Origin of the sequence: Georgenia sp. TF02-10 (genome assembly GCF_022759505.1) — a bacterium.
Lineage (GTDB): Bacteria > Actinomycetota > Actinomycetes > Actinomycetales > Actinomycetaceae > TF02-10.
This window is the reverse complement of the sequence record NZ_CP094289.1, coordinates 744,767-769,637: the sequence shown is the minus strand read 5'-3', so window position 1 is coordinate 769,637 and position 24,871 is coordinate 744,767. Positions and strand designations below refer to the sequence as shown.

The 24,871-nt window shown below is 74.5% G+C and carries 22 protein-coding genes; 9 read left to right on the top strand and 13 right to left on the bottom strand.

The window, feature by feature from the left end; genetic code table 11:
- Positions 1-15: 15 nt before the first annotated feature.
- Complete coding sequence (locus MF406_RS03450) at positions 16-258, bottom strand: type II toxin-antitoxin system Phd/YefM family antitoxin (protein ID WP_242896613.1); 243 nt, start codon at positions 256-258, stop codon at positions 16-18.
- A gap of 222 nt (positions 259-480) precedes the next feature.
- On the opposite strand from MF406_RS03450, the gene MF406_RS03445 reads away from it, so the two are divergent.
- Positions 481-2,856 carry a helicase-associated domain-containing protein gene (locus MF406_RS03445; protein ID WP_242896612.1) on the top strand — a complete coding sequence of 792 codons (2,376 nt, stop codon included), beginning with the start codon at positions 481-483 and terminating at the stop codon, positions 2,854-2,856.
- A 170-nt stretch (positions 2,857-3,026) separates the two neighbouring features.
- Positions 3,027-3,272: a type II toxin-antitoxin system ParD family antitoxin gene (locus MF406_RS03440; protein WP_242896611.1), complete on the top strand. Its 246-nt coding sequence runs from the start codon at positions 3,027-3,029 to the stop codon at positions 3,270-3,272.
- A 511-nt stretch (positions 3,273-3,783) separates the two neighbouring features.
- On the opposite strand, the gene MF406_RS03435 is transcribed toward MF406_RS03440, so the two are convergent.
- The 5 genes from MF406_RS03435 to MF406_RS03415 form a co-directional block, all read right to left on the bottom strand.
- Positions 3,784-4,596 carry an ABC transporter permease gene (locus tag MF406_RS03435; RefSeq protein ID WP_242896610.1) on the bottom strand — a complete coding sequence of 271 codons (813 nt, stop codon included), beginning with the start codon at positions 4,594-4,596 and terminating at the stop codon, positions 3,784-3,786.
- Positions 4,593-5,699: an ABC transporter ATP-binding protein gene (locus MF406_RS03430; RefSeq protein ID WP_242896609.1), complete on the bottom strand. Its 1,107-nt coding sequence runs from the start codon at positions 5,697-5,699 to the stop codon at positions 4,593-4,595. The genes MF406_RS03435 and MF406_RS03430 overlap by 4 nt, the downstream gene beginning before the upstream one ends.
- A gap of 283 nt (positions 5,700-5,982) precedes the next feature.
- Positions 5,983-6,762 carry a hypothetical protein gene (locus MF406_RS03425; protein WP_242896608.1) on the bottom strand — a complete coding sequence of 260 codons (780 nt, stop codon included), beginning with the start codon at positions 6,760-6,762 and terminating at the stop codon, positions 5,983-5,985.
- Positions 6,759-7,766, bottom strand: coding sequence for an ATP-binding cassette domain-containing protein (locus tag MF406_RS03420; RefSeq protein ID WP_242896607.1), 1,008 nt, complete (start codon positions 7,764-7,766; stop codon positions 6,759-6,761). Before MF406_RS03420 ends, MF406_RS03425 begins: the two co-directional genes overlap by 4 nt.
- A 2-nt stretch (positions 7,767-7,768) precedes the next feature.
- Positions 7,769-8,158 (bottom strand): GntR family transcriptional regulator, encoded by a 390-nt coding sequence (locus MF406_RS03415; protein ID WP_242896606.1) that lies wholly within the window; start codon positions 8,156-8,158, stop codon positions 7,769-7,771.
- A 383-nt stretch (positions 8,159-8,541) separates the two neighbouring features.
- Here MF406_RS03415 and MF406_RS03410 point away from each other — a divergent pair, with 383 nt between their 5' ends.
- From MF406_RS03410 to MF406_RS03390, 5 genes are all read left to right on the top strand, one after another.
- Positions 8,542-9,024: a DUF4262 domain-containing protein gene (locus MF406_RS03410; RefSeq protein WP_242896605.1), complete on the top strand. Its 483-nt coding sequence runs from the start codon at positions 8,542-8,544 to the stop codon at positions 9,022-9,024.
- A gap of 156 nt (positions 9,025-9,180) precedes the next feature.
- Positions 9,181-9,579, top strand: coding sequence for a DUF2237 family protein (locus tag MF406_RS03405; protein WP_242896604.1), 399 nt, complete (start codon positions 9,181-9,183; stop codon positions 9,577-9,579).
- Positions 9,576-10,034 (top strand): HIT family protein, encoded by a 459-nt coding sequence (locus tag MF406_RS03400; RefSeq protein ID WP_256463932.1) that lies wholly within the window; start codon positions 9,576-9,578, stop codon positions 10,032-10,034. Before MF406_RS03405 ends, MF406_RS03400 begins: the two co-directional genes overlap by 4 nt.
- A 117-nt stretch (positions 10,035-10,151) precedes the next feature.
- Positions 10,152-11,162 (top strand): YihY/virulence factor BrkB family protein, encoded by a 1,011-nt coding sequence (locus MF406_RS03395; protein WP_242896602.1) that lies wholly within the window; start codon positions 10,152-10,154, stop codon positions 11,160-11,162.
- A 226-nt stretch (positions 11,163-11,388) separates the two neighbouring features.
- Positions 11,389-13,032: a DNA repair helicase XPB gene (locus MF406_RS03390; protein WP_242896601.1), complete on the top strand. Its 1,644-nt coding sequence runs from the start codon at positions 11,389-11,391 to the stop codon at positions 13,030-13,032.
- 219 nt (positions 13,033-13,251) lie between these two features.
- Here the strand turns inward: MF406_RS03390 and MF406_RS03385 are convergent, their stop codons facing one another.
- The gene (locus tag MF406_RS03385; protein WP_242896600.1) at positions 13,252-14,109 is read right to left on the bottom strand and encodes a DUF559 domain-containing protein; all 858 of its coding nucleotides are present in this window, start codon (positions 14,107-14,109) and stop codon (positions 13,252-13,254) included.
- Positions 14,110-14,477: 368 nt separating this feature from the next.
- On the opposite strand from MF406_RS03385, the gene MF406_RS18840 reads away from it, so the two are divergent.
- Complete coding sequence (locus MF406_RS18840) at positions 14,478-16,511, top strand: TPM domain-containing protein (protein ID WP_305852983.1); 2,034 nt, start codon at positions 14,478-14,480, stop codon at positions 16,509-16,511.
- 110 nt (positions 16,512-16,621) lie between these two features.
- Positions 16,622-17,431: a PspA/IM30 family protein gene (locus MF406_RS03375; protein ID WP_242896599.1), complete on the top strand. Its 810-nt coding sequence runs from the start codon at positions 16,622-16,624 to the stop codon at positions 17,429-17,431.
- 184 nt (positions 17,432-17,615) lie between these two features.
- Here the strand turns inward: MF406_RS03375 and MF406_RS03370 are convergent, their stop codons facing one another.
- From MF406_RS03370 to MF406_RS03345, 6 genes are all read right to left on the bottom strand, one after another.
- Complete coding sequence (locus tag MF406_RS03370) at positions 17,616-18,230, bottom strand: hypothetical protein (protein WP_242896598.1); 615 nt, start codon at positions 18,228-18,230, stop codon at positions 17,616-17,618.
- Between the two features lie 155 nt (positions 18,231-18,385).
- Positions 18,386-19,390 carry a sugar phosphate isomerase/epimerase gene (locus MF406_RS03365; RefSeq protein WP_242896597.1) on the bottom strand — a complete coding sequence of 335 codons (1,005 nt, stop codon included), beginning with the start codon at positions 19,388-19,390 and terminating at the stop codon, positions 18,386-18,388.
- A 3-nt stretch (positions 19,391-19,393) separates the two neighbouring features.
- On the bottom strand, positions 19,394-20,731 hold the full coding sequence (locus tag MF406_RS03360; protein ID WP_242896596.1) for a Gfo/Idh/MocA family protein: 1,338 nt from the start codon (positions 20,729-20,731) through the stop codon (positions 19,394-19,396).
- 232 nt (positions 20,732-20,963) lie between these two features.
- Positions 20,964-22,013 (bottom strand): substrate-binding domain-containing protein, encoded by a 1,050-nt coding sequence (locus tag MF406_RS03355; RefSeq protein ID WP_242896595.1) that lies wholly within the window; start codon positions 22,011-22,013, stop codon positions 20,964-20,966.
- Positions 22,014-22,209: 196 nt separating this feature from the next.
- Positions 22,210-23,271, bottom strand: a complete 1,062-nt coding sequence (locus tag MF406_RS03350; protein ID WP_242896594.1) for an ABC transporter permease — start codon at positions 23,269-23,271, stop codon at positions 22,210-22,212.
- The gene (locus tag MF406_RS03345; RefSeq protein ID WP_242897671.1) at positions 23,268-24,752 is read right to left on the bottom strand and encodes a sugar ABC transporter ATP-binding protein; all 1,485 of its coding nucleotides are present in this window, start codon (positions 24,750-24,752) and stop codon (positions 23,268-23,270) included. Before MF406_RS03345 ends, MF406_RS03350 begins: the two co-directional genes overlap by 4 nt.
- Between the last annotated feature and the right edge of the window lie 119 nt (positions 24,753-24,871).

Sequence of the window (24,871 nt, the reverse complement as noted above, 5' to 3'; positions counted from 1 at the left end):
AGTCCTGCCCGTCCCTCACGACCCCGGCGCGGCCGACGTCGGCCGCTCGAACGGCACGGTGTCCCCCGCCGCGGTCAGCACCGCGAGGGCGTCCTCGGCGTCCTCGAGCCGGCCCAGCAGCCGCTCGTAGGCCTCCATGGACAGCAGCACGACGGCGGGACGGCCGTCCCTGCGGATGTGCACCTCGTGCTCGCGAGCCTCGTCGAGCAGCGCGCCCAGGTGGGCGCGCGCCTCGTCGATCGGAACCACTCGGTCCATCGCTCACACCTCCCGGCTGATCGACCGGCCGCGGCCCACCTCGGCCGTGGACAGCCGCGCCTGCCTGGCCGTCGACAACGATACGCACGGCTGGCCGTAGCCAGCGGTACGCACGGGCAGGACCAGGAGACTGACCAGCCAGCGCCAGCCTGCACGGACAGCGGCCCCAGCCGGCCACGACCAGGCCCGGGCCGTGACCCGGCCCGCCGTAGTGTGGTGCGGATGGGTACCACCGAGCGCCTGGCCGACGAGCTGGCCGGGCGCACCGACGAGGCGCTGGCGCACCTGCTGGCCGTGCGGCCGGACCTGGCCACGCCCCCGGCGTCCTCGCTCACCGCCCTGGCCGCCCGGGCCGCCTCCCGCGGCAGCGTCGAGCGGGCCCTCGCCGGGCTGACCGCCGTCGAGCTCGCCGTCGCCGAGGCCCTGGTCGCCCTCGCCCCGGTTCAGCCGCCGACGCCGGCGGCCCTGGCCCGGGCGACCGGCCTGGCCGGCGGCCCGGAGCTGGACCGGCTGGCCGGGCTGGCCCTGGTGGTCGGCGGCGAGCCGCTGCCGGCGATGGCCGAGGCGCTCGGCCCGTACCCGGCGGGCCTGGGGCCCACCCTCGCCGACCTCGAGGCGCGGCTCGGCCCCGCGGACGTGCCCGCCCCGACCACCGAGGCCGCGCTGCACGCGGCGCTGGCCGGGGCGCCGGCGGCGGCCACCGGCACGCTGGACGCCCTGACCTGGGGCCCGCCGGTCGGCCACGCCGACCCGCTTCCCGGCGGCGTCCGGTGGCTCCTCGACCACGGGCTGCTCCGCCGGCTCTCCCCCACGCAGGTGGTCCTGCCCCGCGAGGTGGCGCTCGCCGCCCGGGGCGGGCGCACCCACCGCGAGCCGCCCGCCCCGCCGCCGGCGGACGCGCTGCCCACCCGGCCCGCCGCCGTCGTCGAGGCCGAGGGCGCCCGGGCCGCCGAGGAGGTCGACCGGCTCCTCGGCGTGCTGGTGGAGACCTGGCACGCCACGCCGGCGACCATGCTCCGCGCCGGCGGGGTCGGCGTGCGGGAGATACGGCGCACCGCCGCCGCGCTGGAGGTGCCGGAGGAGCGCGCCGGGCTGCTGGCCGAGCTGGCCGCCATGGCCGGGCTGCTGGCGCACGAGGCCGAGCCGGCCGCCTGGACCGCGAGCCGCGCCGCCGCGGACTTCCGCGCAGACCCGCTGCCGGAGCGCTGGGCGCAGGTCGCCGAGGCGTGGCTGGGCTCGGTGCGCACCCCCTGGCTCATCGGGTCCCGCTCGGACCAGGGCACGCTGCGCGCCGCGCTGGAGCCGACCCTGGAGCGCGGCTGGGCGGGCGAGCTCCGACGCCGGGTGCTCGCCGCCCTCGCCGACCTGCCGGCCGGCACCGCCCCCGACCCGGCCGCCGTGCACGCCCTGCTCGCCTGGCAGCGGCCCCGGGCCACCGCCCCGGAGGCCACGGTGGCCGCCGTGCTCGCCGAGGCCGAGGTGCTCGGGGTCACCGGGGCCGGAGCGCTGACCGCGGCCGGCCGGGCGCTGGTGGCCGGCGCCGGCCCGGACGCGGTGGCCGCGGCGCTGGCGGCGGCGCTGCCCACGCCGGTGGCCGAGCTGGTGGTCCAGGGCGACCTCACCGCCGTCGTCCCGGGCCGGCCGGACCCGGTGCTGGCGGACCTGCTGGCCCTGTCCGCGCAGGTGGAGTCCCGCGGCGCGGCGCTCACCGTCCGGTTCACGACGGCGTCCGTCCGAGAGGCGCTCGACGCCGGCCTGGGGCCGGAGGAGCTCCTGGGCGCCCTCGCCCGCTACTCCTCCACACCGCTGCCCCAGCCGCTGGAGTACCTGGTCCGGGACACCGCCCGCCGGCACGGGCAGGTGCGGGTGGGGACGGCCGGTGCCTACCTGCGGGCCGACGACGCCGCCGCCCTGGCCGGCCTGCCCGACCTCCCGGAGCTGGCCGGGCTGGGGCTGCGGCCGATCGCCCCGACCGTGCTCGTCGCCGCCGCCCCGCCCGGAGAGGTCCTCCACGGGCTGCGGGCCGCCGGGCTCGCCCCTGTGCTCGAGGGCCCGGACGGGGTGGTGGTCCTGCGCGGGCTCGGCGACGGGTGGGCCGGGGGTGCCGGTGGGCGGGAGCGCGGGATCGGGCCGGACCGGGGTGACGGCGGGGAGCGCGCGCTCGGGCGCGGGCGTGGGGTTGCCGGGCAGGGTCTTGGCGGGCAGGGCGCCGGCCGGTGCGGCCGCGGACCCGTCCCGGGCGCCCCGGCCTACCCCGGCGCGCCGCCGTCGACCTACCAGCACCGGCCCTCGCCGGCGGAGCTGGCCACGACGGTGCGGCGTATGCGGGCGGCGGAGGCAGCGGCCCGGCGGGATAGCGCCCGGGCCGGGGGCGGGCCCGCCGCCACCGACCCGGTCCACGCCCTGGTGGCGCTGCGGGAGGCGGCCGCGGCGGGCCGGCCGGTGGAGGTGGTGCTCGTCGGCGCCACCGGGCAGCGGGAGCGGCGCCGGGTGCAGCCAGTCCACGTCGACGGCGGCCGGGTGCGGCTGCGGGACCTGGACCGGGACGCGGAGATCACCGTCGCGGTGCACCGCATCCACGCCGTCGGCGCCGGCTGAGTCGAGTGGGCTCGAACTCGCGGGCCGGCCGACCTACGCGCTGACCGCGTGCAGCGCGATGTACCTGCCTCGGCAGTCATCCGAAGCACGGCCGTGACTCCCCCAGAGCACCAGGAGTAGGATTGAATCCTACTCAAAGCTGGGAGGTCGAGGTGCGAACCACACGTCAAATGAGCATCACCCTGCCTACGGAGATGGCCGACGCAGTACGCGAGAAGGTGCAGTCGGGCCAGTACGCGAGCGAGAGCGAAGTTGTGCGCGATGGGCTGCGCGTACTGATCGCCCGGGATCAGGCTGTCGAGGCGTGGCTGCACGGTGAGGTCGCAGCGGCCTATGACGCGATGCAGGCCAACCCGGAAGATGTGATCGAGGCGGCCGAAGTGCGTACTCACCTGGCGGCCCGGCGCAAGGAGTGAACCCGGCGCAGCGCCGGGTGGTCCTCCGGCACGACACACTCGCGCAACTGGACGAGCTCTGCGACTACGTCGTCGCAGCAGGCTCACCCGTGGCTGCCGAGAACCTGGTCGATGCGATCGTCGCGCTCGTGAGGACTTGGCCACCTTCCCTCTGCGCGGCATCGCGCGGGACGACATTCGACCCGGCCTGCGCACGATCGGGTTCCGGCGTCGGGCAGTCGTCGCGTTCGTCGTGCACGACGACGCCGTTGTCGTCCTCGGCGTCTACTACGGGGGACGAGACTACGAAGCGGTCCTGCGGGGCGAGAACTGGCGCAGTTACAGTAACGCCCCCTGCACTACCAGCCCTCCTGCGCGGCGCACCGATGGTCCATCCTCACGAGCGCTGAACAGATCTGCCCGCGGTGCTGCTGGCCTGTAGGCCCGGACGCGCGCCGAGGCGCCCGCACCCCGGCAGGGCACGGGCGCCGTCGGCAGCGCGTGAGAAGTGCCGCCGCCTCCCGGCGGCCGGTCACGACCAGCGGAACAGCTTCACGCCCAGGGGCAGCAGCACCGCGGTCCAGGCGACCATGACGACCATCTGCAGGGCGGGGAACCCGTCGCCGAACCAGCCCTCGGTCATCGCCTGCGAGGCCGCGCCGAGCGGCGTGAACTGGCCGATCTCGCGGATGAAGTCGATCATCACGGGCCCGGGCGTCCACAGCCCGGCGAACAGCAGCGACGGGAAGTAGATCGTCATCCCGATCGCCGACGCGGTCGTGCCCCGCGCCGCACGCGCGGCGACCAGCGTGCCGAGCGCGAACATCGCGGCGACGGCGAGGACGAACGCCAGCAGCACCACGGCCGCCCGCCCGGGCGCGACGGCGTCGAACACCAGCATGCCCACGGCCAGGGCCACCACCGAGGAGACCAGAGTGGCGCCGAGGTTGATGACGAGGTGCGAGGCGATGAGGCCCTGCGGCCGCATCGGGGTGGTGGCGAGCCGGCGCAGCACGCCCTTCTCGCGGAAGGTCGCCAGGGTGACGGGCATGACCGTCAGCGCGGAGGTGCCGATGGCGGTGGCGAGCACGATCGGCAGGTAGGTCGCGATGGGGGTCAGCCCGTCCCATGGCGGGGGCGCGTCGGTGATCGGGTCGCGCATCCCCGGGATGGCGAAGCCGACCCCGAGGAGCACGACGGAGGGGAAGACGACGCCGAAGAAGACGGTGCCGGCGTCGCGCAGCCAGACGGCGGTCTCGGTGCCGAGCAGGCGGTTGGCGCCGCGCCAGCCGGCGCCGGTGCGGGAGCGGGGGACCGCGGCGGGTCCCTGGGCGGTGGTGGTCATGGCAGGTCTCCTCGGTGCGATGTGGGCGTGAGGCCACGACGGCGGTCGGCGCCGTCGAGGGCGGGAGCTCCGCTGGCAGTGACGGGAACACCGCCGTCGGGAGCCGCGCCGTCGGCGGGAGCACCGCCGTCGGCGGCTGCCCGGGCGCCGGTGTGCGCCGCGTCCGCGTCGTAGGTGCGGCCGGTAACGGCCACGAAGACGTCCTCGAGCGTGCGGGTGACGGTGCGCACGTCGTCGGGCAGCACGTCGGCCTCGGCGAGGGCGGGGACGACGGCGAACAGCACCCGGCGGGTGCCGGTGACGGCGACGGCGCCGGGGCCGGCGTCGTCGACCGCGTGGACGTCCGGGTGCGATGCCGCCAGGCGCGCGAGCACTGCGCGGCCGCGGGCGGCATCGGCCTCCGGCAGCCGCAGCTCGACGGTGCGAGAGTCGTCGAGGCTGTCGATGAGCTCGGCTGGTGTCCCGGCGGCCACCACGCGGCCGTGGTCGATCACGACCAGCCGGTCGCACAGCCGCTCGGCCTCCTCCATGAAGTGCGTGACCAGCAGGATGGTCACGCCGGTGGCGCGGACGCGCTCGACCAGCTCCCAGGTGCTGCGGCGGGCCTGCGGGTCGAGGCCGGTGGTCAGCTCGTCGAGGATCGCCACGCGCGGGCTGCCGACGAGGGCCAGCGCGATCGACAGGCGCTGCTTCTGGCCGCCGGAGAGCTTGGCGTACTGCACGCCCTGGTGCCGCGCGAGGTCCAGCAGGTCGAGCAGGTCCTCGACGTCGGCCGGGGCCGGGTAGAACGAGGCGAAGAGCCGCACCGCCTCGCCGACGGTGATCTTGTCGTGCAGGGCCGACTCCTGGAGCTGGACGCCGAGCAGGCCGCGGACGGCGCCCGGGTCGGCCTGGGTGTCGACGCCGAGCACGCGGGTGGCGCCACCGTCGGCGTGGCGCAGCCCGGCGAGGCACTCGACGGTCGTGGTCTTGCCGGCCCCGTTGGGGCCAAGGATGCCGAAGATCTCCCCCGGCCGGACGGCGAACGACACGTCGTCCACCGCCACCTTCTCGCCGTAGGTCTTGCGGAGGTGCGCGACCTCCACGACGGGTGTGGTGCTCATGGTCATCTCCCGGTGAGTGGGGTTGGGACGGTGCTGGAGCTGGTCCAGGTGATCGAGCCGGGCCTGGTGATCGAGCCGTAGCCAGGTCATCGAGCTGGGGTCAGGTCATCGAGCTGGGCCTGGGTCATCGAGCCGGGCCAGGTCAAGCAGGGCCAGGTGATCGAGCAGGGCCAGGTGCTGGGCCAGCGGTATGACTGGGCCAGTGACGGAGCTGAGGCAGTGCTGGCGCTAGGCCAGTGACGGAACTGGAACTGATGTAGTGCTGTGGCGCTGACCAGCGCGATCAGGACGGGGGCCGGAGCTGCACCCGCAGCAGGTGCACGCGCAGCCAGCCGGCCGCGAGGAGGCACGCGACCAGCGCGCCGAGGAGCCCGATGACGACACCGGTGGAGCCGTCGAACGGGAGCCGCTCGCCGAGCACGTCACCGGCCGGGCCGGTGCGGGTGGCGATCTCGACGAGGGCGAGGAGCACCAGGCCCGGGAGGATCAGGACCGTGCCGAGCCGGCCGCCGTAGCTCTGGTACCCCATGGCGATCGCGGCGCCGACCACGGAGTACACCACGCAGGAAAGCCCCTCGGCCGCGGCCTCGGCCACAGCGTCCGCGGCGCCACCAGCCAGCCCCGGGCGGCCCGACCAGTCCCAGCCGAGCGCGCCGAACAGAGCCTGCTCGCCGACCGCCGCGAGGCCGTACAGCACCGCGTACGTGAGGCCGGCGACGGCGGCGGCGGCGATCGCGGCCCGGAAGAAGGAGCGGCGGGTGCCACCCGCCGCGAGGTGCATGGTGACGAGCGCCGACGTGGTCACGATGCCCAGGGAGAAGGCGAACCAGCGGGCGCTGTAGCTGGCGCCGGTCAGCACGCCGCCGCCCATGACGCCGCCGCTGGCGTGCACGATGAGCGGAACGACCACCATGACCAGGGCGAACACGACCCAGAAGCCGGCGGCGAAGATGACCTGCCCGCCGGCCAGGTAGTTCCACGCCCGGCGGAAGGCGCGGCGGTCGGCGTCGCGGACGACAGTGGCACGCTCGGCGACGTGGTCGGCTGCGGATGGGGTGCTCATCGCTGCGCTCCCTTCGGTGCGGTGGCGGCCGCCGGCGCACCAGACGGCCCCGGGGCGGCGTGGTCGGTGAGGCGCACGAACAGGTCCTGCAGGGGCACCGCGCCGACGGTGACGCCGGCGGCGTGCGCGGCCGCGGCGACGTCGCCCGGCAGCGACCCGGCGAGGGTGACCTGCACGGTGCCGCCGAGCTGCTGGCGGTGCAGCACCTCGCGCCCGGCGCTCAGCCGCTCCACGGCCGACGCCGGGCCGGTCAGCGCGACGCCGCGGGCGCGCATCTCGTCGGCCGGCTCGGCCAGCAGCACGCGGCCGCGGTCGATGACCACGACGTCCTCGAAGAGGCGCTCCACCTCCTCGACCAGGTGGCTGGACAGCAGGATCGTGCGGGGGTGCTCGGCGTAGTCGGCGAGCAGCTCCTCGTAGAACGCGTAGCGGGTGGGCGCGTCCATGCCGAGGTAGACCTCGTCGAAGATCGTCAGCGGCGCCCGGGACGCCAGCCCGATCGTGGCGCCGACGGCGGAGCGCTTGCCCCGTGAGAGCGCCTTGGGCTTCTTGCGGGTGTCCACCTCGAAGCGGTCGAGCAGCCGCGCGGCCAGGTCGGCGTCCCAGCCGGGCCGCATCGCGGCGTAATACTTCAGCGCCCAGGAGACCTTCTCGTCGTCGACGACGTCGCCGCTCTCCCGCACCAGCAGGGTGCCGGAGGTGACCCACGGGTTCTCCCACGGCCGCTCCATCTCCCCGTCCGGGCCGACGGCGACCGTGCCGCTGGTCGGCCGGGTGAAGCCGGCGAGCAGGGACAGCAGGGTGGTCTTGCCGGCGCCGTTGCGGCCGAGAATGCCGGTGATGACGCCGGGGCGGATCGTGACGGTGGCGCCGGCGAGGGCGGTCGAGGAGTCGGTCCGGTCGGTGGTGCCCGCGGCGACGTCGACGTCCCGGCGCCGGCCGAAACGGACGACGACGTCCTCGAGCCGGGCGCCGAACGGCGGCGGGGAGAGGGGCGGTGGCATGGTCACGGGCCCTTCGGTTCGGGGTGGTCGGGGGCGGGGCTGGAACGGCCGTTGACGTAGGCGACGACGTCCGCGGTGGGGATGCCGAGGATGTCGGCCTGGACGAGGGCCGGGGCGAGGACCTCGTCGAAGTAGCGGCGGCGGTGCTCGGTGAGGAGCTTCTCGCGGGCGCCCGGGGCGACGAACATGCCCAGGCCGCGGCGCTTGTACAGCAGTCCCTCGTCGACGAGCTGGGCGAAGGCCTTGGCCGCCGTCGCCGGGTTGATCCGGAAGGTGGTGGCGAACTGGGTGGTGGACATGACCTGCTCCTCCTCGGCGAGCTCGCCGGCGAGCACCTGCGCGCGGATCATCTGCGCGATCTGCAGGTAGATCGGCTCAGGTCCGTCGAACATGGGCTCGTCTCGTGGGGGTGGTGGGTGCCTGGGCGGACACCGCGATGGCTCTGTGGTTCATTACTGGAGTAATGAACCACAGGACCAGCGTCAGCGCAAGAGGTTTCCCGCGAGCCCTCTCTCGGCCGGTCGCCGGCGGTGCGGAGCCGCCCCTCCCGACCGGTCGTCGGCAGCGCCGGAGACGCCCCTCCCCCACCTGCGCCCGGACGTCCACCTCCTCTCCGCCGCCGACAGTCCACCGGCTCGCGCGCCGCCGACCGGTCCACCGGCTCCCGGCCGGTGCCGGCTCCTCCACAGGCCCTGCCGGCCGGCATCGGCCGGCGTCGGTGCCCGTTCCTAGCGTCGCGAGCGTCCCTGCCGACGACGGAACGAAGGAGACCGCCATGTGCCTCACCTGTGATGGTTGGAGCGATGAGGAGATCCACCAGTACCACCTCGACACGATCGCCAAGCACGGGTGGGTGATCCTCGGCGTGGAGGCCGGCGACGGTCACCCGCCGTTCGCCTACACGATCGGGCTGACCCGCTTCCACGACCACCCCGAGCTTGTCATAAGCGGATTCGAGGGGAAGGATGCGGCGGTCATGCTCAACGAGCTCGCCGCGCACGTGCGCGAGGGGCACCGCTTCGCGGCGGGCGACATCATCGCCTCGTTCAGCCCGCACCGCTCGATGCTGGTCCAGGTGCTCGAGCCGCGACTGATGGCCTATGCCCAGGAGATGTACGGCTCTGGCGGCGCCCGCCTGGTCCCTGGCCTGCAGGTGGTGTGGACGAACCACGCCGGGCAGTGGCCGTGGGACCCGGGCTGGCCCACGACGCAGCGGAAGCAGGAGCTGTTCGGGGTGCCCGTCGAGTGGTCCACCTGAACAGCTGGCTCGCGAGTGGTCCGGACTGAGCAGCTGACTCGGCAGACCAGCCCCGCTCGAGCGGTCCGACCGAGGCGAGGGCTCGGCCGGCCCAGCCCGGGCCGGTGAGCGCTCGCCGGGCCCTGACCGGACTGCCGTACCCGCGCCGGCGCTGCCATGATCGACCGCATGGAGCGCAACGTGCTGGGCGGGGAGCTCGGCAAGTGCGGCACCGACCCGGTCACCGGCTACTACCGGACCGGCCGGTGCCGTGCCGGCCCGGAGGACCGGGGCAACCACAGCATCTGCGCGGTGATGACCTCCGACTTCCTGGTGCACCAGCGGCTCCTGGGCAACAACCTCCTCGCCGCGCAGCCGCAGTGGCAGTTCCCCGGCCTGCGCCCGGGTGACCGGTGGTGCGTCGTGGCCGCGCGGTGGCTCCAGTCCGCGGCGGTGGGCGTGGCGGCACCGGTGGTGCTCGCCTGCACCCACGAACGTGCGCTGGAGGTGGTGCCGCTGGAGGTGCTGCGCCGGCACGCCGTCGACGTGCCGGACGACCCGGGCGCGCTGGGGTGAGCCGGCCATCGGCCGCGGCGGCGAGGGAGCCGAGCTGCGTGTTCTGCCGGATCGTCGCCGGGGACGCCGGCGCCCACGTGATCCACGCCGACGCCGGCACCCTGGCCTTCCTGGACACCCGGCCCGTCTTCAAGGGCCACACGCTGCTGGTGCCCCGCGCGCACGTCCCGACGCTGCCCGACCTGCCGCCCGACGCCCTCGCCCCGCTGATGGCCGTGGCCCAGCGGATCGCGGCCGCGCTCGTCACCGGCCTCGGCGCCCAGGGCTCGTTCGTGGCGGTGAACAACGTGGTGAGCCAGAGCGTGCCGCACCTGCACGTCCACCTCGTCCCGCGCACCAAGGGAGACGGGCTCCGCGGCTTCTTCTGGCCACGTACCAAGTACGCCGACGACGCCGAGGCCGCCGACTACGCCCGGCGCCTGCGGGCGGCGCTCGACGGCGACCCCGCCGGGTGAGCCCCGGGCGTCCCGGCCCGGTGCCGGGACGTCGCCGTCGCCCTCGGCCACAACGTGCGTCCGTTCCGCGCGCAGCCACCCCGGCTGCGTGCTTCGGTAGGCCCAGCGGGAGGGACGATGACGCAGCAGCAGGTCCGGCCGGTGCGCCGCCAGCCCTACCGCCGCCACGTCGTCGCCAAGGCGGCGCGGCAGTTCCTCGCGCACGAGTGCTGGGACCGGGCGGCGGGGATGACGTTCTTCGCCGTGCTGTCCGTCCCGCCCCTGGCCATCGCCCTGACCTCGGTGCTCGCGCTCCTCGGCGAGGGCCGGTCCGGCACCGCGGCGGTGCTGGAGATCCTCGCCATCCTCAGCCCGGACGAGGAGGCACTGGAGACGGTCAGCCAGCCGGTCCTCGCCGTGCTGCGCCAGCCCGCCGCCGGCGTCGCGCTGCTGGTCGGGCTGGTCACCGCGGTGTGGATGTCCGCCGGCTACGTCGGCGCGCTGGGCCGGGCGATCAACATGATCTACGGCATCAGCGAGGGCCGGCCGATGTGGAAGCTGCAGGCCACGCACCTGCTCACCACGGTGGTCCTGCTGGCCTTCGCAATCCTGGTCGTCCTCCTCCTCGTCGTGTCCGGGCCGGTCGCCCGGGCCCTCGGGGAGGTGCTCGGCCTCGGCACCACCGTCGTGCACGTCTGGGAGGCGGTGCGGTGGCCGATGCTGCTGCTGGCCGCCGTCACCGTCGTCGCGGTGCTCTACTACGCCAGCCCCAACATCGAGCCGCCACGGTTCCGGCCGGTCTCCCCCGGCGCAGTCCTGGCCCTGCTGGTGGCCGCCGTCGCCTCGTTCGGCCTCCGGCTCTACGTCACCACCGCCGGCCGGTTCGAGATCAACTACGGAGTCGCCCTGGCCGGCGTCGTGGTGTTCTTCATCTGGCTGTGGATCATCAACATGGCGCTGCTGTTCGGCGCCGAGGTCGACCACGAGGTCGAGCGGGTGCGCCAGCTCAAGGCCGGCATCCCCGCCGACCGCGACCTGCGGGTGCGGGTGCGGGACACCCGGGCGAGCCGCCGCGCGGCGCGGCAGCGGGCGGCCGACGAGGCTCGCGCGAGGAACCTGCGGGAGCACTGGGGCGACGGCGCGGAGTAGCCGCCGGATGAGCGTGGACCGCGGCGTGCGTGATGAGCCGCACCGAGGGTCATCGGGCGTCGGACCTGGCCGCCGGGACCAAGGCGTGGCGCGGGCCGTCCCGGCACCACGGGTGCGGCGCCGGCAGTCCGGTGCCCCGGGCGAACCGTCGGGTCGTCCACCCGCCCTCGGCGCGCCGTGAGAGACCTCTCCCCCGCCGGCGCCCGCCGCGCGCGACAATGGTCGGATGCCCGACGGCCCCCTGATCGTCCAGTCCGACAAGTCCCTCCTCCTCGAGGTCGGCCACGAGCGCGCCGGGGCCGCCCGCCGCGCCATCGCCCCCTTCGCCGAGCTCGAGCGCGCCCCCGAGCACGTGCACACCTACCGCATCACCCCCCTCGGCCTGTGGAACGCCCGCGCCGCCGGGCACGACGCCGAGCAGGTCGTGGCGGCCCTGCTCGACTTCTCCCGGTACCCGGTCCCGCACGGGCTGCTCGTCGACGTCGCCGAGACGATGGACCGCTACGGCCGGCTGCAGATCCTCAAGCACCCCGTGCACGGCCTCGTCCTGCACGCCCTGGACCGGCCGGTGCTGGAGGAGGTGCTGCGCTCGAAGCGGGTGAAGGGGCTGCTCGGCGCGCGCGTCGACGAGGAGGACGTCCTGGTCCACCCCTCCGAGCGCGGCCACCTCAAGCAGGTCCTGGTCAAGCTCGGCTGGCCGGCGGAGGACCTCGCCGGCTACGTCGACGGCGAGGCGCACCCGATCGCGCTCGCGGAGGACGGCTGGCAGCTGCGGCCCTACCAGCGCGAGGCGGCGGAGAGCTTCTGGCACGGCGGCTCGGGCGTCGTCGTCCTGCCCTGCGGGGCCGGCAAGACGCTGGTCGGCGCCGCGGCGATGGCCCAGTCCTCCACGACGACGCTCATCCTCGTCACCAACACCGTCTCCGCGCGGCAGTGGCGCGAGGAGCTCCTCCGGCGCACGTCGCTGACCGAGGACGAGATCGGGGAGTACTCCGGCGCCCGCAAGGAGGTCCGCCCGGTCACCATCGCCACCTACCAGGTGCTCACCACCCGGCGGAAGGGCGTCTACCCGCACCTGGAGCTGCTCGACGCGCACGACTGGGGGCTCGTCGTCTACGACGAGGTCCACCTGCTGCCCGCGCCCATCTTCCGGATGACGGCGGACCTGCAGGCCCGCCGCCGGCTCGGGCTGACGGCCACGCTCGTGCGCGAGGACGGCCGGGAGGACGAGGTCTTCTCCCTCATCGGGCCGAAGCGGTACGACGCCCCGTGGAAGGACATCGAGGCGCAGGGCTATATCGCCCCGGCCGAGTGCGTGGAGGTGCGGCTGACCCTGCCGGACCGGGACCGGATGCTCTACGCCACGGCGGAGCCGGAAGAGCGCTACCGCCTCGCGGCCACCGCGGAGGGCAAGGACCGGGTGGTCCGCGAGATCCTCGCCCGGCACCCCGGGGAGCAGACCCTGGTAATCGGGCAGTACCTCGACCAGCTCGAGGACCTGGCCGCCGCCCTCGACGCCCCGCTCGTCACCGGGCAGACGTCCGTGACGCAGCGGCAGCGGCTCTTCGCGGCCTTCCGGGCCGGGGAGGTGCCCGTGCTGGTGGTGTCCAAGGTCGCCAACTTCTCCATCGACCTGCCCGAGGCCTCGGTCGCCGTGCAGGTCTCCGGCTCCTTCGGGTCCCGGCAGGAGGAGGCCCAGCGGCTGGGCCGGCTCATGCGGCCCAAGGCCGACGGCAAGACGGCGCACTTCTACGCGGTGGTCGCCCGGGACACCGTGGACCAGGAGTTCGCCGCGCACCGGCAGCGGTTCCTCGCCGAGCAGGGTTATGCGTACCGGATCATCGACGCGGAGGACCTGGCGACGGCGTGATCCGCTGGCGCGCGCCGGCGGCGTGAGCCGCCGACACGCGCCGGCGGCCGCTAGTGAGGGCCACCGACGCTGCCACCCGGGCGCGGTGTGCGAGAAGTAACACAATCTCGGGGTGAGCCGGGACCGGATCGGCGAAATTCCAGCGTCGCGATGACGGCTCACGCTGAGTTTGTGTTACTTCTTGCACGCCCCCGCGCCGGCCGGCCGGCGGCACCGTCGTCAGGCGCTGGGTACGACCCGGCGGACGGCAAGGGCCGCGCGCACGCTCTCGATGAGGAGCGATGGGTCACCCATGATGTCCTCCCAGGTGAACCGCAGCACCACGTAGCCCATCTCGGTCAGGACCCGGTCCCGGCGCCGGTCCTCACGGAACTCGCGGCGTCCGGAGTGGTAGGCGAAGCCGTCGCACTCAAGCACGACGTGCCCGATCCGGAGGTCGACCTCGCCGACTCCGGAGATCACCACGCCCGGGATGACGTCGAAGCCGGCATCCTGCAGGACCAGGCGGGCGCATGTCTCGGCGAGGGACCGGCTGCGCCCGTCGGCCCTGCCCAGCGCGCGTCGCGCCGGGCCGGCGCCACGGCCGAGGAGGGCACGCTCGAGCTCTTCCCGGGACACCAGCTGCCGGTGCAGCGCCCCGTCCACCAGGCAGATCGCCTCTTCCGCCGGAAGGCACCGTAGGGCACGGGCGAGGGCCTCCGGCACCGGTGCCACCGGGTGCAGCAACTTGTGCGCGGGCGTCCACAGCGACTCTCGGTGCACGACCACGGCACCGAGACCGCGGTCGGGCACAACTCGTGCCCGGTCCCTCGGCACGGCCACGTGCACCCGGTCGTCCGGGCGCAGGACCGGCAGGCCGAGCACCGCCGCGGCGCTGACGCAGGTGATGGTGGCGTTTAGGCACCGGGCCGCCACCAGCGCCGGCGACGCATCCGCCGAGGTTACCCATCCGCCGACCGCACGGACCGCACCGCTGGTCAGCAGCTCGGCGAGCTGTCGGTGCTGCCCCCTGGTGCGCGGGAGCGCACTCCTGCGCAGCACGCCACCCGCCTCGCGGAGGGCCTGTTCGACGTCCACTCTCCGCAGCCTGGCGCTCGGCGGCGCAGCGATGCCGGCCGGGTGTGGACAGCGCGAGGCGGCCGGTCCGTCCACAGCCGTGGGACTCGTCAGCCCCGAGACGTGCCTGAACGTCGGTCGGCGGCGGGCGGGGGGCCGCCGCCGTCCCCGTGGTCCGCAGGCGATGCGTCCAGCTGGGCAGACCGACCGGGGCAGACGGGTGCCACCGGCCGAGAACGGGCTCATGCCGCTTCGCCCGATCCGGCCGGTGCCGCCAGCACGGAACGGACTCGTGCCGCTGCAGTTCCGGCCCATCGTGCGGCTCCTCCCTGGGCGAACACCTGCCCGACTCGTTGCGCCATACCCCGCCTGGCCGCGAGGATCACGACGTGAGACCCCGCACCGCATGCCGCGCCCTGGCGGTCGCCGCCCTCGTCCTCCTGCCCGCGGGTCTCGCCGTCCCGGCCGCCGCCGAGCCGCCGGAGTCCCTGAGCGAGCAGGTCACCGACTCCGCCGGGGTGCTCGACACCGGGGACGAGGCGGAGATCCAGCAGGCCTTCGACGAGCTCGAGGCCGACACCGGGCAGGAGCTCGTCGTCACCTTCGTCGACACCTTCGACGGGATGACGCCGGAGGAGTGGACCGTCGAGACGGCGACCATGTCAAACATGGGGCCGGACAACATCCTCCTCGCCGTCGCCGTCGAAGACCGCGACTACTACGGCGCCCGCCACAGCAGTTCCGCAATAGCCGAGTCCGACTTCGAGCAGGTCCTTGACCAGGACGTCGAGCCCGAGCTCGGCGCGGACAACTGGGCCGGCGCCGCGGTCGCGCTGGCCGACGGCGTGAGTGAGATCGCCACCGGCGGAGGCGGCGGGGACGACGGCGACGGCGGCAGCGGCGCCGGCTTCTTCGGCACCGTCCTGGTCATCGGGCTGCTGGTCATCGCCGGCATCGGCCTGTTCGCCTTCCTCCGGCGGCGCCGCCAGCCCCAGGCGGAGGCCGCGCCGCGCCGCCAGCAGCTCCCCCCCGACCACCCCCTCAACCTGCCCACCGAGGAGCTCGCCAAGCGTGCCGGCTCGGCCCTGATCGCGGCCGACGACGCCGTCCGCGGGGCGGACCAGGAGTTCGGCTTCGCCCGGGCCCAGTTCGGGCTGCAGGCCACCGACGCCTTCGCCGCGGCCCTGGGGACGGCGCGGGAGAAGCTCCAGCAGGCCTTCCACGTCCGCCAGCTCCTCGACGACGACAGGCCAGAGACCGAGACCCAGCAGCGGCAGATGTACGCCGACATCCTGGGCCTGACCGGGGAGATCGAGCAGACGCTGCGGGACCAGGCAACGCAGTTCACCCGGCTGCGGGACATGCAGGCCCGCGCGCCGGAGGCGCTCAGCGAGCTCGAGCAGCGCGCCGGGGAGGTCGGCCGGCTCATCGAGGGCGCCCGCGCCGAGCTCGCCCGCCTGGCCACCCAGTACCCCGCCGCGGCGCTGGCGTCGGTGGCGAAGAACCCGGACCAGGCCGCCGCCCTGCTGGGCTCGGCGCGGCAGGCCGTCGCGGAGGGCCGCGCCAAGGTCGAGGCCGGGGACCGGGCCAGCGCGGTGACCTACGCGCGGGTCGCCGAGGAGGCCGTGCAGCAGGCCGACACGCTCCTGAAGAACGTCCAGGGGGCGGGCCGCGCGCTGGCCGACGCCGGCGCCCGCCTGGACACCGCGCTGGCCTCGATCACCGCCGACGTCCAAGACGCCCGCCGCCTCGCCCCAGACGACCCCGCCGTGCTCGCCCGCCGGAAGGACGCCGAGGCCGCGATCGCCCTCGGGCAGCAGGCGCGGGAGGGCGGGGACCCGCTCGCCGCGCTGCAGCGCCTGACCCAGGCCGAGGCCGCCATCGACGCCGCCCTCGCACCGGTCCGCGCCGAGGACGAGAACCGGCAGCGGGCCGCCGCCCAGCTCGACGACCGGCTGGGCCGGCTGGCGTCCCAGATCCAGGCCGTGCAGGACTTCATCACCACCCGGCGGGGCTCGGTGGGCACCGAGGCCCGCACCCGGCTGTCGGAGGCGGCCCGGCTGGCGAGCGAGGCGAACCGGCTCGCCGGCCGTGACCCGGTGGCGGCCCTGCAGCGGGCGGCCCAGGCCGAGCAGATGGCCGCCTCCGCCCAGGCGCTCGCCGAGCGTGACTCCGACCAGTTCGACGACCCGTGGGGCGGCGGGTTCGGCGGCGGGCGCCGCGCCGGCGGCCTCGACGTCGGCTCGTTGATCCTCGGCGGCATCCTGCTCGGCGGCGGCGGGCACGGGGGCGGCTGGGGTGGTGGCTGGGGCGGCGGGGGCGGCTTCGGCGGTGGCGGCGGCAGCTTCGGCGGCGGCGGCTTCGGTGGCGGGGGCGGCGGCTTCGGCGGCGGCGGGTTCGACGGCGGTGGGGGCAGCTTCTGACCCGACCCCTCCCCCGGCCCACCCCGACCCCCGACCCCGACCTGACGGCTCCACGGGCGCCCACCGGCGTCGTCGACCACAATCGTGACCCATCACCGAAAGGGCAGACCATGGCAGAGAAGCAGAGCATCCTGGGCCGCATCGCCCAGCTGACCCGCGCCAACATCAACTCCCTCCTCGACCGCGCCGAGGACCCGCAGAAGATGCTGGACCAGTTGGTGCGGGACTACACGTCCTCCATCGCCGAGGCCGAGGACGCCGTCGCCGTCACCATCGGCAACCTGCGGCTGGCCGAGCAGGACCACGCGGCCGACCTCGCCGAGGCCCGCGACTGGGGGCAGAAGGCGCTGGCCGCCTCGGCCAAGGCCGAGGACCTGCGCCGTGCGGGGGACGCCGGCGAGGCCGCCCGGTTCGACAACCTCGCCAAGGTCGCGATCGGCAAGCAGATCACCGCCGAGAACGAGGCCAAGGCCGCCGAGCCGATGATCAACTCGCAGAACGAGGTGGTCGACAAGCTCAAGACCGGGCTGCAGCAGATGCGGGTGAAGCTCGACGAGCTGAAGTCCCGGCGGGACCAGCTCGTCGCGCGGGCCAAGACCGCCGAGGCGCAGGCCACCGTGCAGGGCGCGATCTCCTCCATCAACGTCATGGACCCCACCAGCGAGCTCGCCCGGTACGAGGACCAGGTCCGCCGGGAGGAGGCCCGGGTCGCCGGGCACGCCGAGATCCAGGCGGGGTCGATCGAGGACCAGTTCGCCGAGCTGGAGGACTACGGCCGCAACGCCGAGATCGAGGCGCGGCTGGCCGCGCTCAAGGGCGGCGGCACCCCGGCCGCGCAGATCGAGGGCAGCGACTCCGCGACCGACGAGGGCTCGGCGGAGACGGACACCTCCTACGCCGAGGACCGCACCACGTACTGACCGCCCGGTCGACGGCGCCGCTCACCGGGGCGGGGCCGTCACCTGACGCCCCCATGCGTCGAGGGCCCGCACCGCACCGGTGCGGGCCCTCGCCGTCGGGCCGCCGGTCGATCCTTGACTGGAGCGCTCCGAATATCAACGTCGCGGCGACTCAAGGGGTCGCGTCTCGTCCTACCCGACCGATCTAGATCCGGTCGAGCCACGGGTGTCCGGGGTGTGCCACTTCCAGCGCGCGTGCCAGCCACCCGCGAGCAGCGTCATCGAGCAACGGCAGACAGGCCTCGAAGTCCCCTTGGTCCTTCGGCCGCAGACCGGGGGCCTTGTGCAGCAGCTGCACCTCGGGGCGCAGGTAGCGGATGCCATCGCGAGCCCAGAGGATGTCATCGAGCGGGCGGCTGATCCGGGCATCTCGCTCGTAGATCCAGGTCGACGCCGTGACGTCCACGAGAAGGACGTCGTACTCCCAGGGATCTACACCGCTCGCGCGCAACCAGAGGTTGCCGCAGGCCGGCGGGAGAGCCTTGTCGACCGGTTCGACAAGAGGGCGAAGCGTGCCCTTCTCCGCGGCCCAGACGTCCAACCGCCCCGCCACGTGTTCCTGCAGCAGGGCGACCTCGCCGCGCGGGATGCTGAGATCCAGGTCGCCGTGCTTACGGCGGACGCCGGTGAACGCCTCGACAGCCCACCCGCCAGCGACCCACCAAGACCCGCGGTATCCGTTGAACAGGTAGGCGGCGTCAGCCGGCGTCCGAGCGAGCCACGGTCCGTACAGCCGGGCGATCTCATCGTGTGCTGGCATGGGCTCACCGTAGATGGGAACGCTCCCGCGGAACCGTGCGGATCGGCCCTCCGCCCAGCCGGCCGGCGAGGACCTGGTCGTTCGCGTACGCCGCCCGCGGCTCCCCGGCCCGGGTCACCCCCTGCCGACCCGGGCGGGCCGCACCAGTGAGCCCGTCACCGCACCGCGAAGGCGGCGTCGAACGCGGCCGACGGCGGGGCGAACGCCAGCCGCTGGACGAACTCGCGCGCCTCGGCCGCGCCGACCAGCCGGTCCATCCCGGCGTCCTCCCACTCCACCGAGATCGGCCCGTCGTAGCCGATGGTGTTGAGCATCCGGAAGCACTCCTCCCACGGCACGTCCCCGTGCCCGGTGGAGACGAAGTCCCAGCCCCGCCGCGGGTCCGCCCAGGGCAGGTGGGACCCCAGCCGGCCGTTGCGCCCGTTGCCCACCCGGCGCTTCGCGTCCTTGCAGTCCACGTGGTAGATCCGGTCCCGGAAGTCCCACAGGAACCCCGCCGGGTCCAGGTCCTGCCAGACGAAGTGGCTCGGGTCCCAGTTCAGCCCGAACGCCTCCCGGTGCCCGATCGCCTCCAGCGTCCGCACGGTGGTCCAGTAGTCGTAGGCGATCTCGCTCGGGTGCACCTCGTGCGCGAACCGCACGCCGACCTCGTCGAAGACGTCCAGGATCGGGTTCCACCGGTCGGCGAAGTCCTGGTAGCCGGCCTCGACCAGCTCGGCGGACACCGGCGGGAACATCGCCACGTACTTCCAGATCGCCGAGCCGGTGAAGGCGACGACGGTCTTCACCCCGAGCCGGGCGGCGGCGCGGGCGGTGGCCTTCATCGCCTCGGCGGCGCGCCGGCGCACCCCCTCGGGGTCGCCGTCGCCCCAGACCCGGTCCGGGAGCATGTCGCGGTGCCGGGCGTCGATGGGGTCGTCGCAGACAGCCTGGCCGGTGAGGTGGTTGGAGATCGCCCAGACCTTAAGGCCGTGCCGCTCCAGGATGTCGAGCCGGTCCTGGACGTAGGCGTCGTCCTCGGCGGCGCGCCAGGGGTCCAGGTGGTCCCCCCAGCAGGCGATCTCGAGGCCGTCGTAGCCCCACGACGCGGCCAGCCGCGCCACCTCCTCGAAGGGCAGGTCGGCCCACTGGCCGGTGAACAGGGTGATCGGTCGAGCCATGGTTCACGCTCCTTGGGTCGCCGCCGAGGCGGCGGCCTCGGCGCGGTCGGGGGTCTTGGCACCGCTGCGCTGGTCGGGCGTCTCGGCGCCGTCGGGGGTCCCGGCACCGGTGCGGCGGTCGCGCGTCTCGGCGCGGTCGGGCGTGGCGGCACCGGTTCGGTGGGCGGGGATCTCGGTGTAGACGCACCGGTCGGCGGCCGACCGCTCGACCGCGTCGAGCACCCGCTGGACGGCCAGGCCGTCCGCGAACGACGGCGTGGGCTGCTCCCCGGCGGCCAGCGCCACCACCAGGTCCCGGGCCTGGTGGACGAAGGCGTGCTCGTAGCCCAGCCCGTGGCCCGGCGGCCACCAGGCGGAGAGGTACGGGTGGTCGGGCTCGGTGACGAGGATGCGCCGGAAGCCGCCCGTCCGGGCCGGCTCCCGGGCGTCGAGGAAGTGCAGGACGTTCATCTCCTCGAGGTCGAACGCGAGCGCCCCGTGGGAGCCGCTCACCTCGATCCGCATGGCGTTCTTCCGGCCCCAGGCCAGCCGGGTCGCCTCGAAGATGGCCGGGGCGCCGCCCTCGAGCCGGCCGGTGAACAGGGCGACGTCGTCGACCGTCACCGGGCCCCGCTCGGTGCCGGCGACGCCGCTCAGCCCGGCGAAGCTCTCCGCCACCGGCCGCTCCGGGACCACCGTCTGCAGCATCCCGGAGACCCCGGCCAGCCGCTGGCCGGTGACGAAGTGGGTGAGGTCGACGACGTGCGCGCCGATGTCGCCCAGCGCGCCGGACCCGGCCCGGGCCCGGTCGGTGCGCCAGGACAGCGGCGCGGCGTCGTCGGCCAGCCAGTCCTGCAGGTACTGGCAGCGCACCTGCCGGACCTCCCCGATCCGGCCCTCGGCGACCAGGTCCCGGGCGAGGGTGAGCGCCGGGACCCGGCGGTAGGTGAAGCCAACCGTCGCGGTCACCCCGTGGGCGGCGGCCCCCTGCGCCGCCGCGGTCATCGCCTCGGCCTCGGCGAGGGTGTTCGCCATCGGCTTCTCCACCAGGACGTGCTTGCCGGCGGCGAGGGCGGCGGTGGCGATCTCGGCGTGGGTGTCGCCCGGGGTGCAGATGTCGACGACGTCGACGTCGTCCCGCTCGAGCACCCGTCGCCAGTCCGTCTCCACCTCGGCCCAGCCGAGCTGGGCGGCCGCGGCGGCCGCCCGCTCCGGGGACCGCCCCACGAGCACCTGCATCCGCGGCTCCCGGGGCAGCGGGAAGACCCGTGGGGCGGTGCGCCAGCCCTGGGAGTGGGCGCGGCCCATGAAGGCGTACCCGATCATCGCCACCCCCAGCGGGGGGACCGTTGCCTGGCTCATGCTCTGTCTCCTCCTCGCCCGGTGGGGGCGGGTCGTGGGGCGGTCGGGGCGGGTGGCCGCCGTCGGGCGTCAGGGCGGGTGGCCGCCGTCGTGGGTGCGGGATGCCGACGACGACGGCGGTGCGTGGCCGGCCCCGTCGGGTCGGGGCAGGCCCGCCGTCGTGCGTGTAGCCGCCGTGGCTGCGGGCCGCCGACGACGGCGGGACCCGGCCGCCGTCGTCGGCGCGGCCTGGTCAGGACTCGAACGCGTTGTCCAGGTACTGCTCGACGTTGTCCGCGGTGACCACCGGGGCGTAGAGCTGGACCAGGCGCGGGACCTCGACCTCGACCAGGTCGGACATCGCCTTGTCCTGGGCGAGGAGCCGGGCCAGGCGGATGCCGTCGGCGGCCTGGGTGGCCGGGTAGATGACGGTGGCCTCGATGACGGAGCCGCCGGACTGGATCTCCCGCATCATGTTCGCCGACCCGGCGCCGCCGACCATGAAGAACTCGTCCCGGCCGGCGTTCTCGATCGCGGCCAGCACGCCGACGCCCTGGTCGTCGTCGTGGTTCCACAGGGCGTCGATGTGCTCCGCGGCCTGGAGCAGGTTGGCGGTGGCGGACTCCCCGCCCTGGACGGTGAAGTCGCCGGCCACCCGGTTGGCCACCTCCAGCCCGCAGCCGGCGAGGGCGTCGGCGAAGCCTTGGCTGCGGTCCTGGGTCAGCGGCAGGTTGTCGATGCCGGCGATCTCGGCGATGACCGCGTCCGGGTTGTCCCCGATCCGCTCGCAGATGTACTCCCCAGCGGAGCGGCCCATGCCGTAGTTGTCCCCGAGCACGGTCACCCGGGCGGACTCCGGGGTGGAGAACTCCCGGTCGACGTTGACCACCGGGATGCCGGCCTCCATCGCCTCGGTGGCCACCTCGGTGAGGGCGGCACCGTCGAAGGGCAGCAGGACGATGGCGTCCACGCCGTCGTTGATGAACGTCTCGACCTGGGAGATCTGGACGTTGACGTCGTTGGTCCCCTCCGCGACCTGCAGGTCGATGTCCTCGTACTTCTCCGCCTCGGCGACGGCGGCCGAGGTGATCGCCCCCATCCAGCCGTGGTCGGCCGCCGGGGCGGAGAAGCCGATGGTGACCGTCTCGCCGGTCTCGTCGTTGCCGCCGGCCGCGGGCGCGGCGGCTTCGTCGGCCTCGGCCTCGTCGGTGGTCGGGGTGTTGGAGGTGCAGCCGACGAGGAGGGCCGCGGCGGCGGCCACCGCTAGCGGCGGGAGGGCGTAGCGGCGCAGCTGTGCAGACATGGTGCTCTCCGTTGGGATCGGGGCGCCGGGGGCGCCGGGGGTGGGCTGGGTCGGGGATGAGGTGGTGGACAGGTGGTGGGTGGCCGACGGCGGGCTGGCCCCGCCCGGGGGCGGGTGGTACGCGACGGCGGGCTGGTGCCGACGCCGACCCGGTGGCGGCCGCCGTCGGCCCGACCCGGCCGGACCGACGGCGGGGTCAGGTGCCGCGGGCGCGGCCGGCGAAGCGCTGCTGGAGCAGCACGGCGGCGACGATGATCGCCCCCTTGGCGATCGCCTGGACCGAGATGGAGAGGTTGTTCTGGATGAAGAGGTTGGTCAGGACGGCGAAGAGGAGGACGCCGAGGACGGTGCCGACGATCGTGCCGCGCCCGCCGAGGAGGAGGGTGCCGCCGACGACGACCGCGGCGATGGCGTCGAGCTCGTAGAGATAGCCGTTGGTGGAGGAGCCGGCGGTCGTGCGGCCGAGCATCATCGCGGCGCCGATGCCGGCGGTCAGCCCGGCGAGGGTGAAGACCCACATGGTGTGCCGCTGGACCCGGATGCCGGCCAGCCGCGCGGCCTCGGGGTTGCCGCCGACGGCGACCGTGCGCCGCCCGAAGGTGGTGCGGGCGAGCAGGAACCAGCCGCCGGCCGCGACGAGGACGAAGATCCACCCGATGACCGGTACGCCGAGCACGTCGCCGCGGAAGAAGTCGCGGAACCCCTCGACGGTGACGATCTGGGTGCGGCGGCCGGAGATGATCTCCGCCAGTCCACGGGCGGCGACGAGCATCGCGAGGGTGGCGATGAACGAGACGACCTTGCCGTAGGCGACGATGACGCCGTTGATGAGCCCAGCGGCGGCGCCGACGGCGAGCGCGGTGAAGACCATGACGACCCAGTGAGTGTTCGCCGCCATGGTCTGGGTCGCCACCGTGGACGCCCACACCGTCGCCAGCCCGAGGACGGAGCCGACGGACAGGTCGATCCCGCCGGCGGTGATGACGAACGTGACGCCGATGCTGATGACGCCGACGACCGCGGTCTGCTCGAGGATCACGAAGAGGTTGCTCAGGCCGACGAACCTCTCGCCGGAGGTGATGACGCCGACGACCACCAGCGCGAGGAGGGCGATGATGAGGCCGAGGTTGTGGCCGAGCCCACCGAGCTTGAACCGCGGGGCCCGGCGCACCGGGGCGGGGCTCACCTCGCGGTTGCTCGGCGGCAGGCTCTCCGCGCTGCCTGCCGGGACGGTGCCGGCCGAGGGGTTCTCGGTCATGCGTGGGTTCCTTCCATGACGAGGTCGAGCACGCGGTGCTCGTCGATCCGGTCCGCCGGTCCGCCGTGGACGACGATGCCGTCGGCGATGACGAGGACGTGGTCGGCGAGGCCGAGCACCTCCTCGATCTCGCTGGAGACCACGACCACGGCGGCCCCGGCGGCGGCGAGCCGGCGCACGAGCGTGTAGATCTCGGCGCGGGCGCCGACGTCCACGCCCCGGGTGGGCTCGTCCAGCAGCAGCACGTCGCAGCCGTGGACGAGCCAGCGGGCGAGCAGGGCCTTCTGCTGGTTGCCGCCGGAGAGGGTGCGGGTGGTGCGGCGCGGGTCGGGCGGGGCCAGGCGCAGCGCCTCGATCTGCTCCTCGGCGGCGGCCCGCTCGGCGCGCTCGTCGAGCAGCCCGCCGCGGGCGAACCGGGTGAAGGTGGACAGGGTGATGTTGCGGTAGACGGGCTCGTCGAGGAGGAGGCCCTGGCTCTTGCGCTCCTCCGGGGCGAGACCGACCCCCGCGGCGACGGCGGCGGGCACCGACCCCCGCCGCAGCGCCTTCCCCTTGACCTTCACGGTGCCGGCGGTGGCGTGGCGGGCGCCGTAGACCGTCTCCAGGATCTCCGAGCGTCCGGCACCGACGAGCCCGGCGAGCCCGACGATCTCCCCTGGTCGGACGCGGAAGGAGACGTCCCGGAACACCCCGTCGAGGGCGAGCCCCTCGACCTCGAGGGCCGGCTCCCCGGCTCGCACCTCGCCGGCGGCTCCCCCGAAGTTCGTGGCGACCTCGCGGCCGGTCATCATCTTGATGAGGTCAGCGGTCGGGGTGTCGGTGACGGCGAGCCCGGAGGCGACGGTCCGGCCGTCCTTCAGGACCGTGATCCGGTCGCCGATCTGGCGGATCTCCTCGAGGCGGTGGGAGATGTAGACGACGGCGACGCCCTGCGCGGACAGCGACCGCACGACCCGGAAGAGGTTCGCGACCTCCTCGGGGTCGAGCACGGCCGAGGGCTCGTCCATGACGATGATCCGCGCGTCGCGCGACAGTGCCCGGGCCAGGGAGACGACCTGCTTGCCGGCGGCGGAGAGCCGGCCGACGTCGCGGCCGGCCGGGATCTCGGGGTGGCCGAGGCGACGGAGCAGCTCACGGGTGCGCTCGTGGGCGTCGGCGCGGCGCAGGACGCCACCGGCGGCCAGCTCGTGGCCGAGGAAGATGTTCTCGGCGACGCTGAGGCCGTCGACGACGTCGAGCTCCTGGTACATGGTGGCCACGCCCAGCTCCAGGGCGGCCATCGGGGTGGGGAGGGTGACCGGCTCGCCCCGCCAGCGGATCTCGCCGCGGTCGGGCAGGTGGGCGCCGGCCAGGATCTTGATCAGGGTGGACTTGCCGGCCCCGTTCTGCCCCAGCAGGCAGTGCACCTCCCCGGCGCGGACGTCGAGGTCGACCCCGTCGAGCGCCTTGGCGCCGGGGAAGTGCTTGACGATGCCGCGCATCTGCAGCAGCGGCGTGCTGGCGTCGTCGGTGAGGGTGTCGTCGGTGACCACGGCCACAACCTAGGGGCACTTCTACCGGCCGTCAAGCAAAAGTTGCGCGGTTGATCTCCGTGAGTGGG

What these genes read in the sequence shown, in the direction of transcription:
- MF406_RS03450 (WP_242896613.1), bottom strand. Translation starts at nt 258, where the DNA reads ATGGACCGAGTGGTTCCGATCGACGAGGCGCGCGCCCACCTGGGCGCG.
- MF406_RS03445 (WP_242896612.1), top strand. Translation starts at nt 481, where the DNA reads ATGGGTACCACCGAGCGCCTGGCCGACGAGCTGGCCGGGCGCACCGAC.
- MF406_RS03440 (WP_242896611.1), top strand. Translation starts at nt 3,027, where the DNA reads ATGAGCATCACCCTGCCTACGGAGATGGCCGACGCAGTACGCGAGAAG.
- MF406_RS03435 (WP_242896610.1), bottom strand. Translation starts at nt 4,596, where the DNA reads ATGACCACCACCGCCCAGGGACCCGCCGCGGTCCCCCGCTCCCGCACC.
- MF406_RS03430 (WP_242896609.1), bottom strand. Translation starts at nt 5,699, where the DNA reads ATGAGCACCACACCCGTCGTGGAGGTCGCGCACCTCCGCAAGACCTAC.
- MF406_RS03425 (WP_242896608.1), bottom strand. Translation starts at nt 6,762, where the DNA reads ATGAGCACCCCATCCGCAGCCGACCACGTCGCCGAGCGTGCCACTGTC.
- MF406_RS03420 (WP_242896607.1), bottom strand. Translation starts at nt 7,766, where the DNA reads ATGCCACCGCCCCTCTCCCCGCCGCCGTTCGGCGCCCGGCTCGAGGAC.
- MF406_RS03415 (WP_242896606.1), bottom strand. Translation starts at nt 8,158, where the DNA reads ATGTTCGACGGACCTGAGCCGATCTACCTGCAGATCGCGCAGATGATC.
- MF406_RS03410 (WP_242896605.1), top strand. Translation starts at nt 8,542, where the DNA reads ATGTGCCTCACCTGTGATGGTTGGAGCGATGAGGAGATCCACCAGTAC.
- MF406_RS03405 (WP_242896604.1), top strand. Translation starts at nt 9,181, where the DNA reads ATGATCGACCGCATGGAGCGCAACGTGCTGGGCGGGGAGCTCGGCAAG.
- MF406_RS03395 (WP_242896602.1), top strand. Translation starts at nt 10,152, where the DNA reads ATGACGCAGCAGCAGGTCCGGCCGGTGCGCCGCCAGCCCTACCGCCGC.
- MF406_RS03390 (WP_242896601.1), top strand. Translation starts at nt 11,389, where the DNA reads ATGCCCGACGGCCCCCTGATCGTCCAGTCCGACAAGTCCCTCCTCCTC.
- MF406_RS03375 (WP_242896599.1), top strand. Translation starts at nt 16,622, where the DNA reads ATGGCAGAGAAGCAGAGCATCCTGGGCCGCATCGCCCAGCTGACCCGC.
- MF406_RS03370 (WP_242896598.1), bottom strand. Translation starts at nt 18,230, where the DNA reads ATGCCAGCACACGATGAGATCGCCCGGCTGTACGGACCGTGGCTCGCT.
- MF406_RS03365 (WP_242896597.1), bottom strand. Translation starts at nt 19,390, where the DNA reads ATGGCTCGACCGATCACCCTGTTCACCGGCCAGTGGGCCGACCTGCCC.
- MF406_RS03360 (WP_242896596.1), bottom strand. Translation starts at nt 20,731, where the DNA reads ATGAGCCAGGCAACGGTCCCCCCGCTGGGGGTGGCGATGATCGGGTAC.
- MF406_RS03355 (WP_242896595.1), bottom strand. Translation starts at nt 22,013, where the DNA reads ATGTCTGCACAGCTGCGCCGCTACGCCCTCCCGCCGCTAGCGGTGGCC.
- MF406_RS03350 (WP_242896594.1), bottom strand. Translation starts at nt 23,271, where the DNA reads ATGACCGAGAACCCCTCGGCCGGCACCGTCCCGGCAGGCAGCGCGGAG.
- MF406_RS03345 (WP_242897671.1), bottom strand. Translation starts at nt 24,752, where the DNA reads ATGCGCGGCATCGTCAAGCACTTCCCCGGCGCCAAGGCGCTCGACGGG.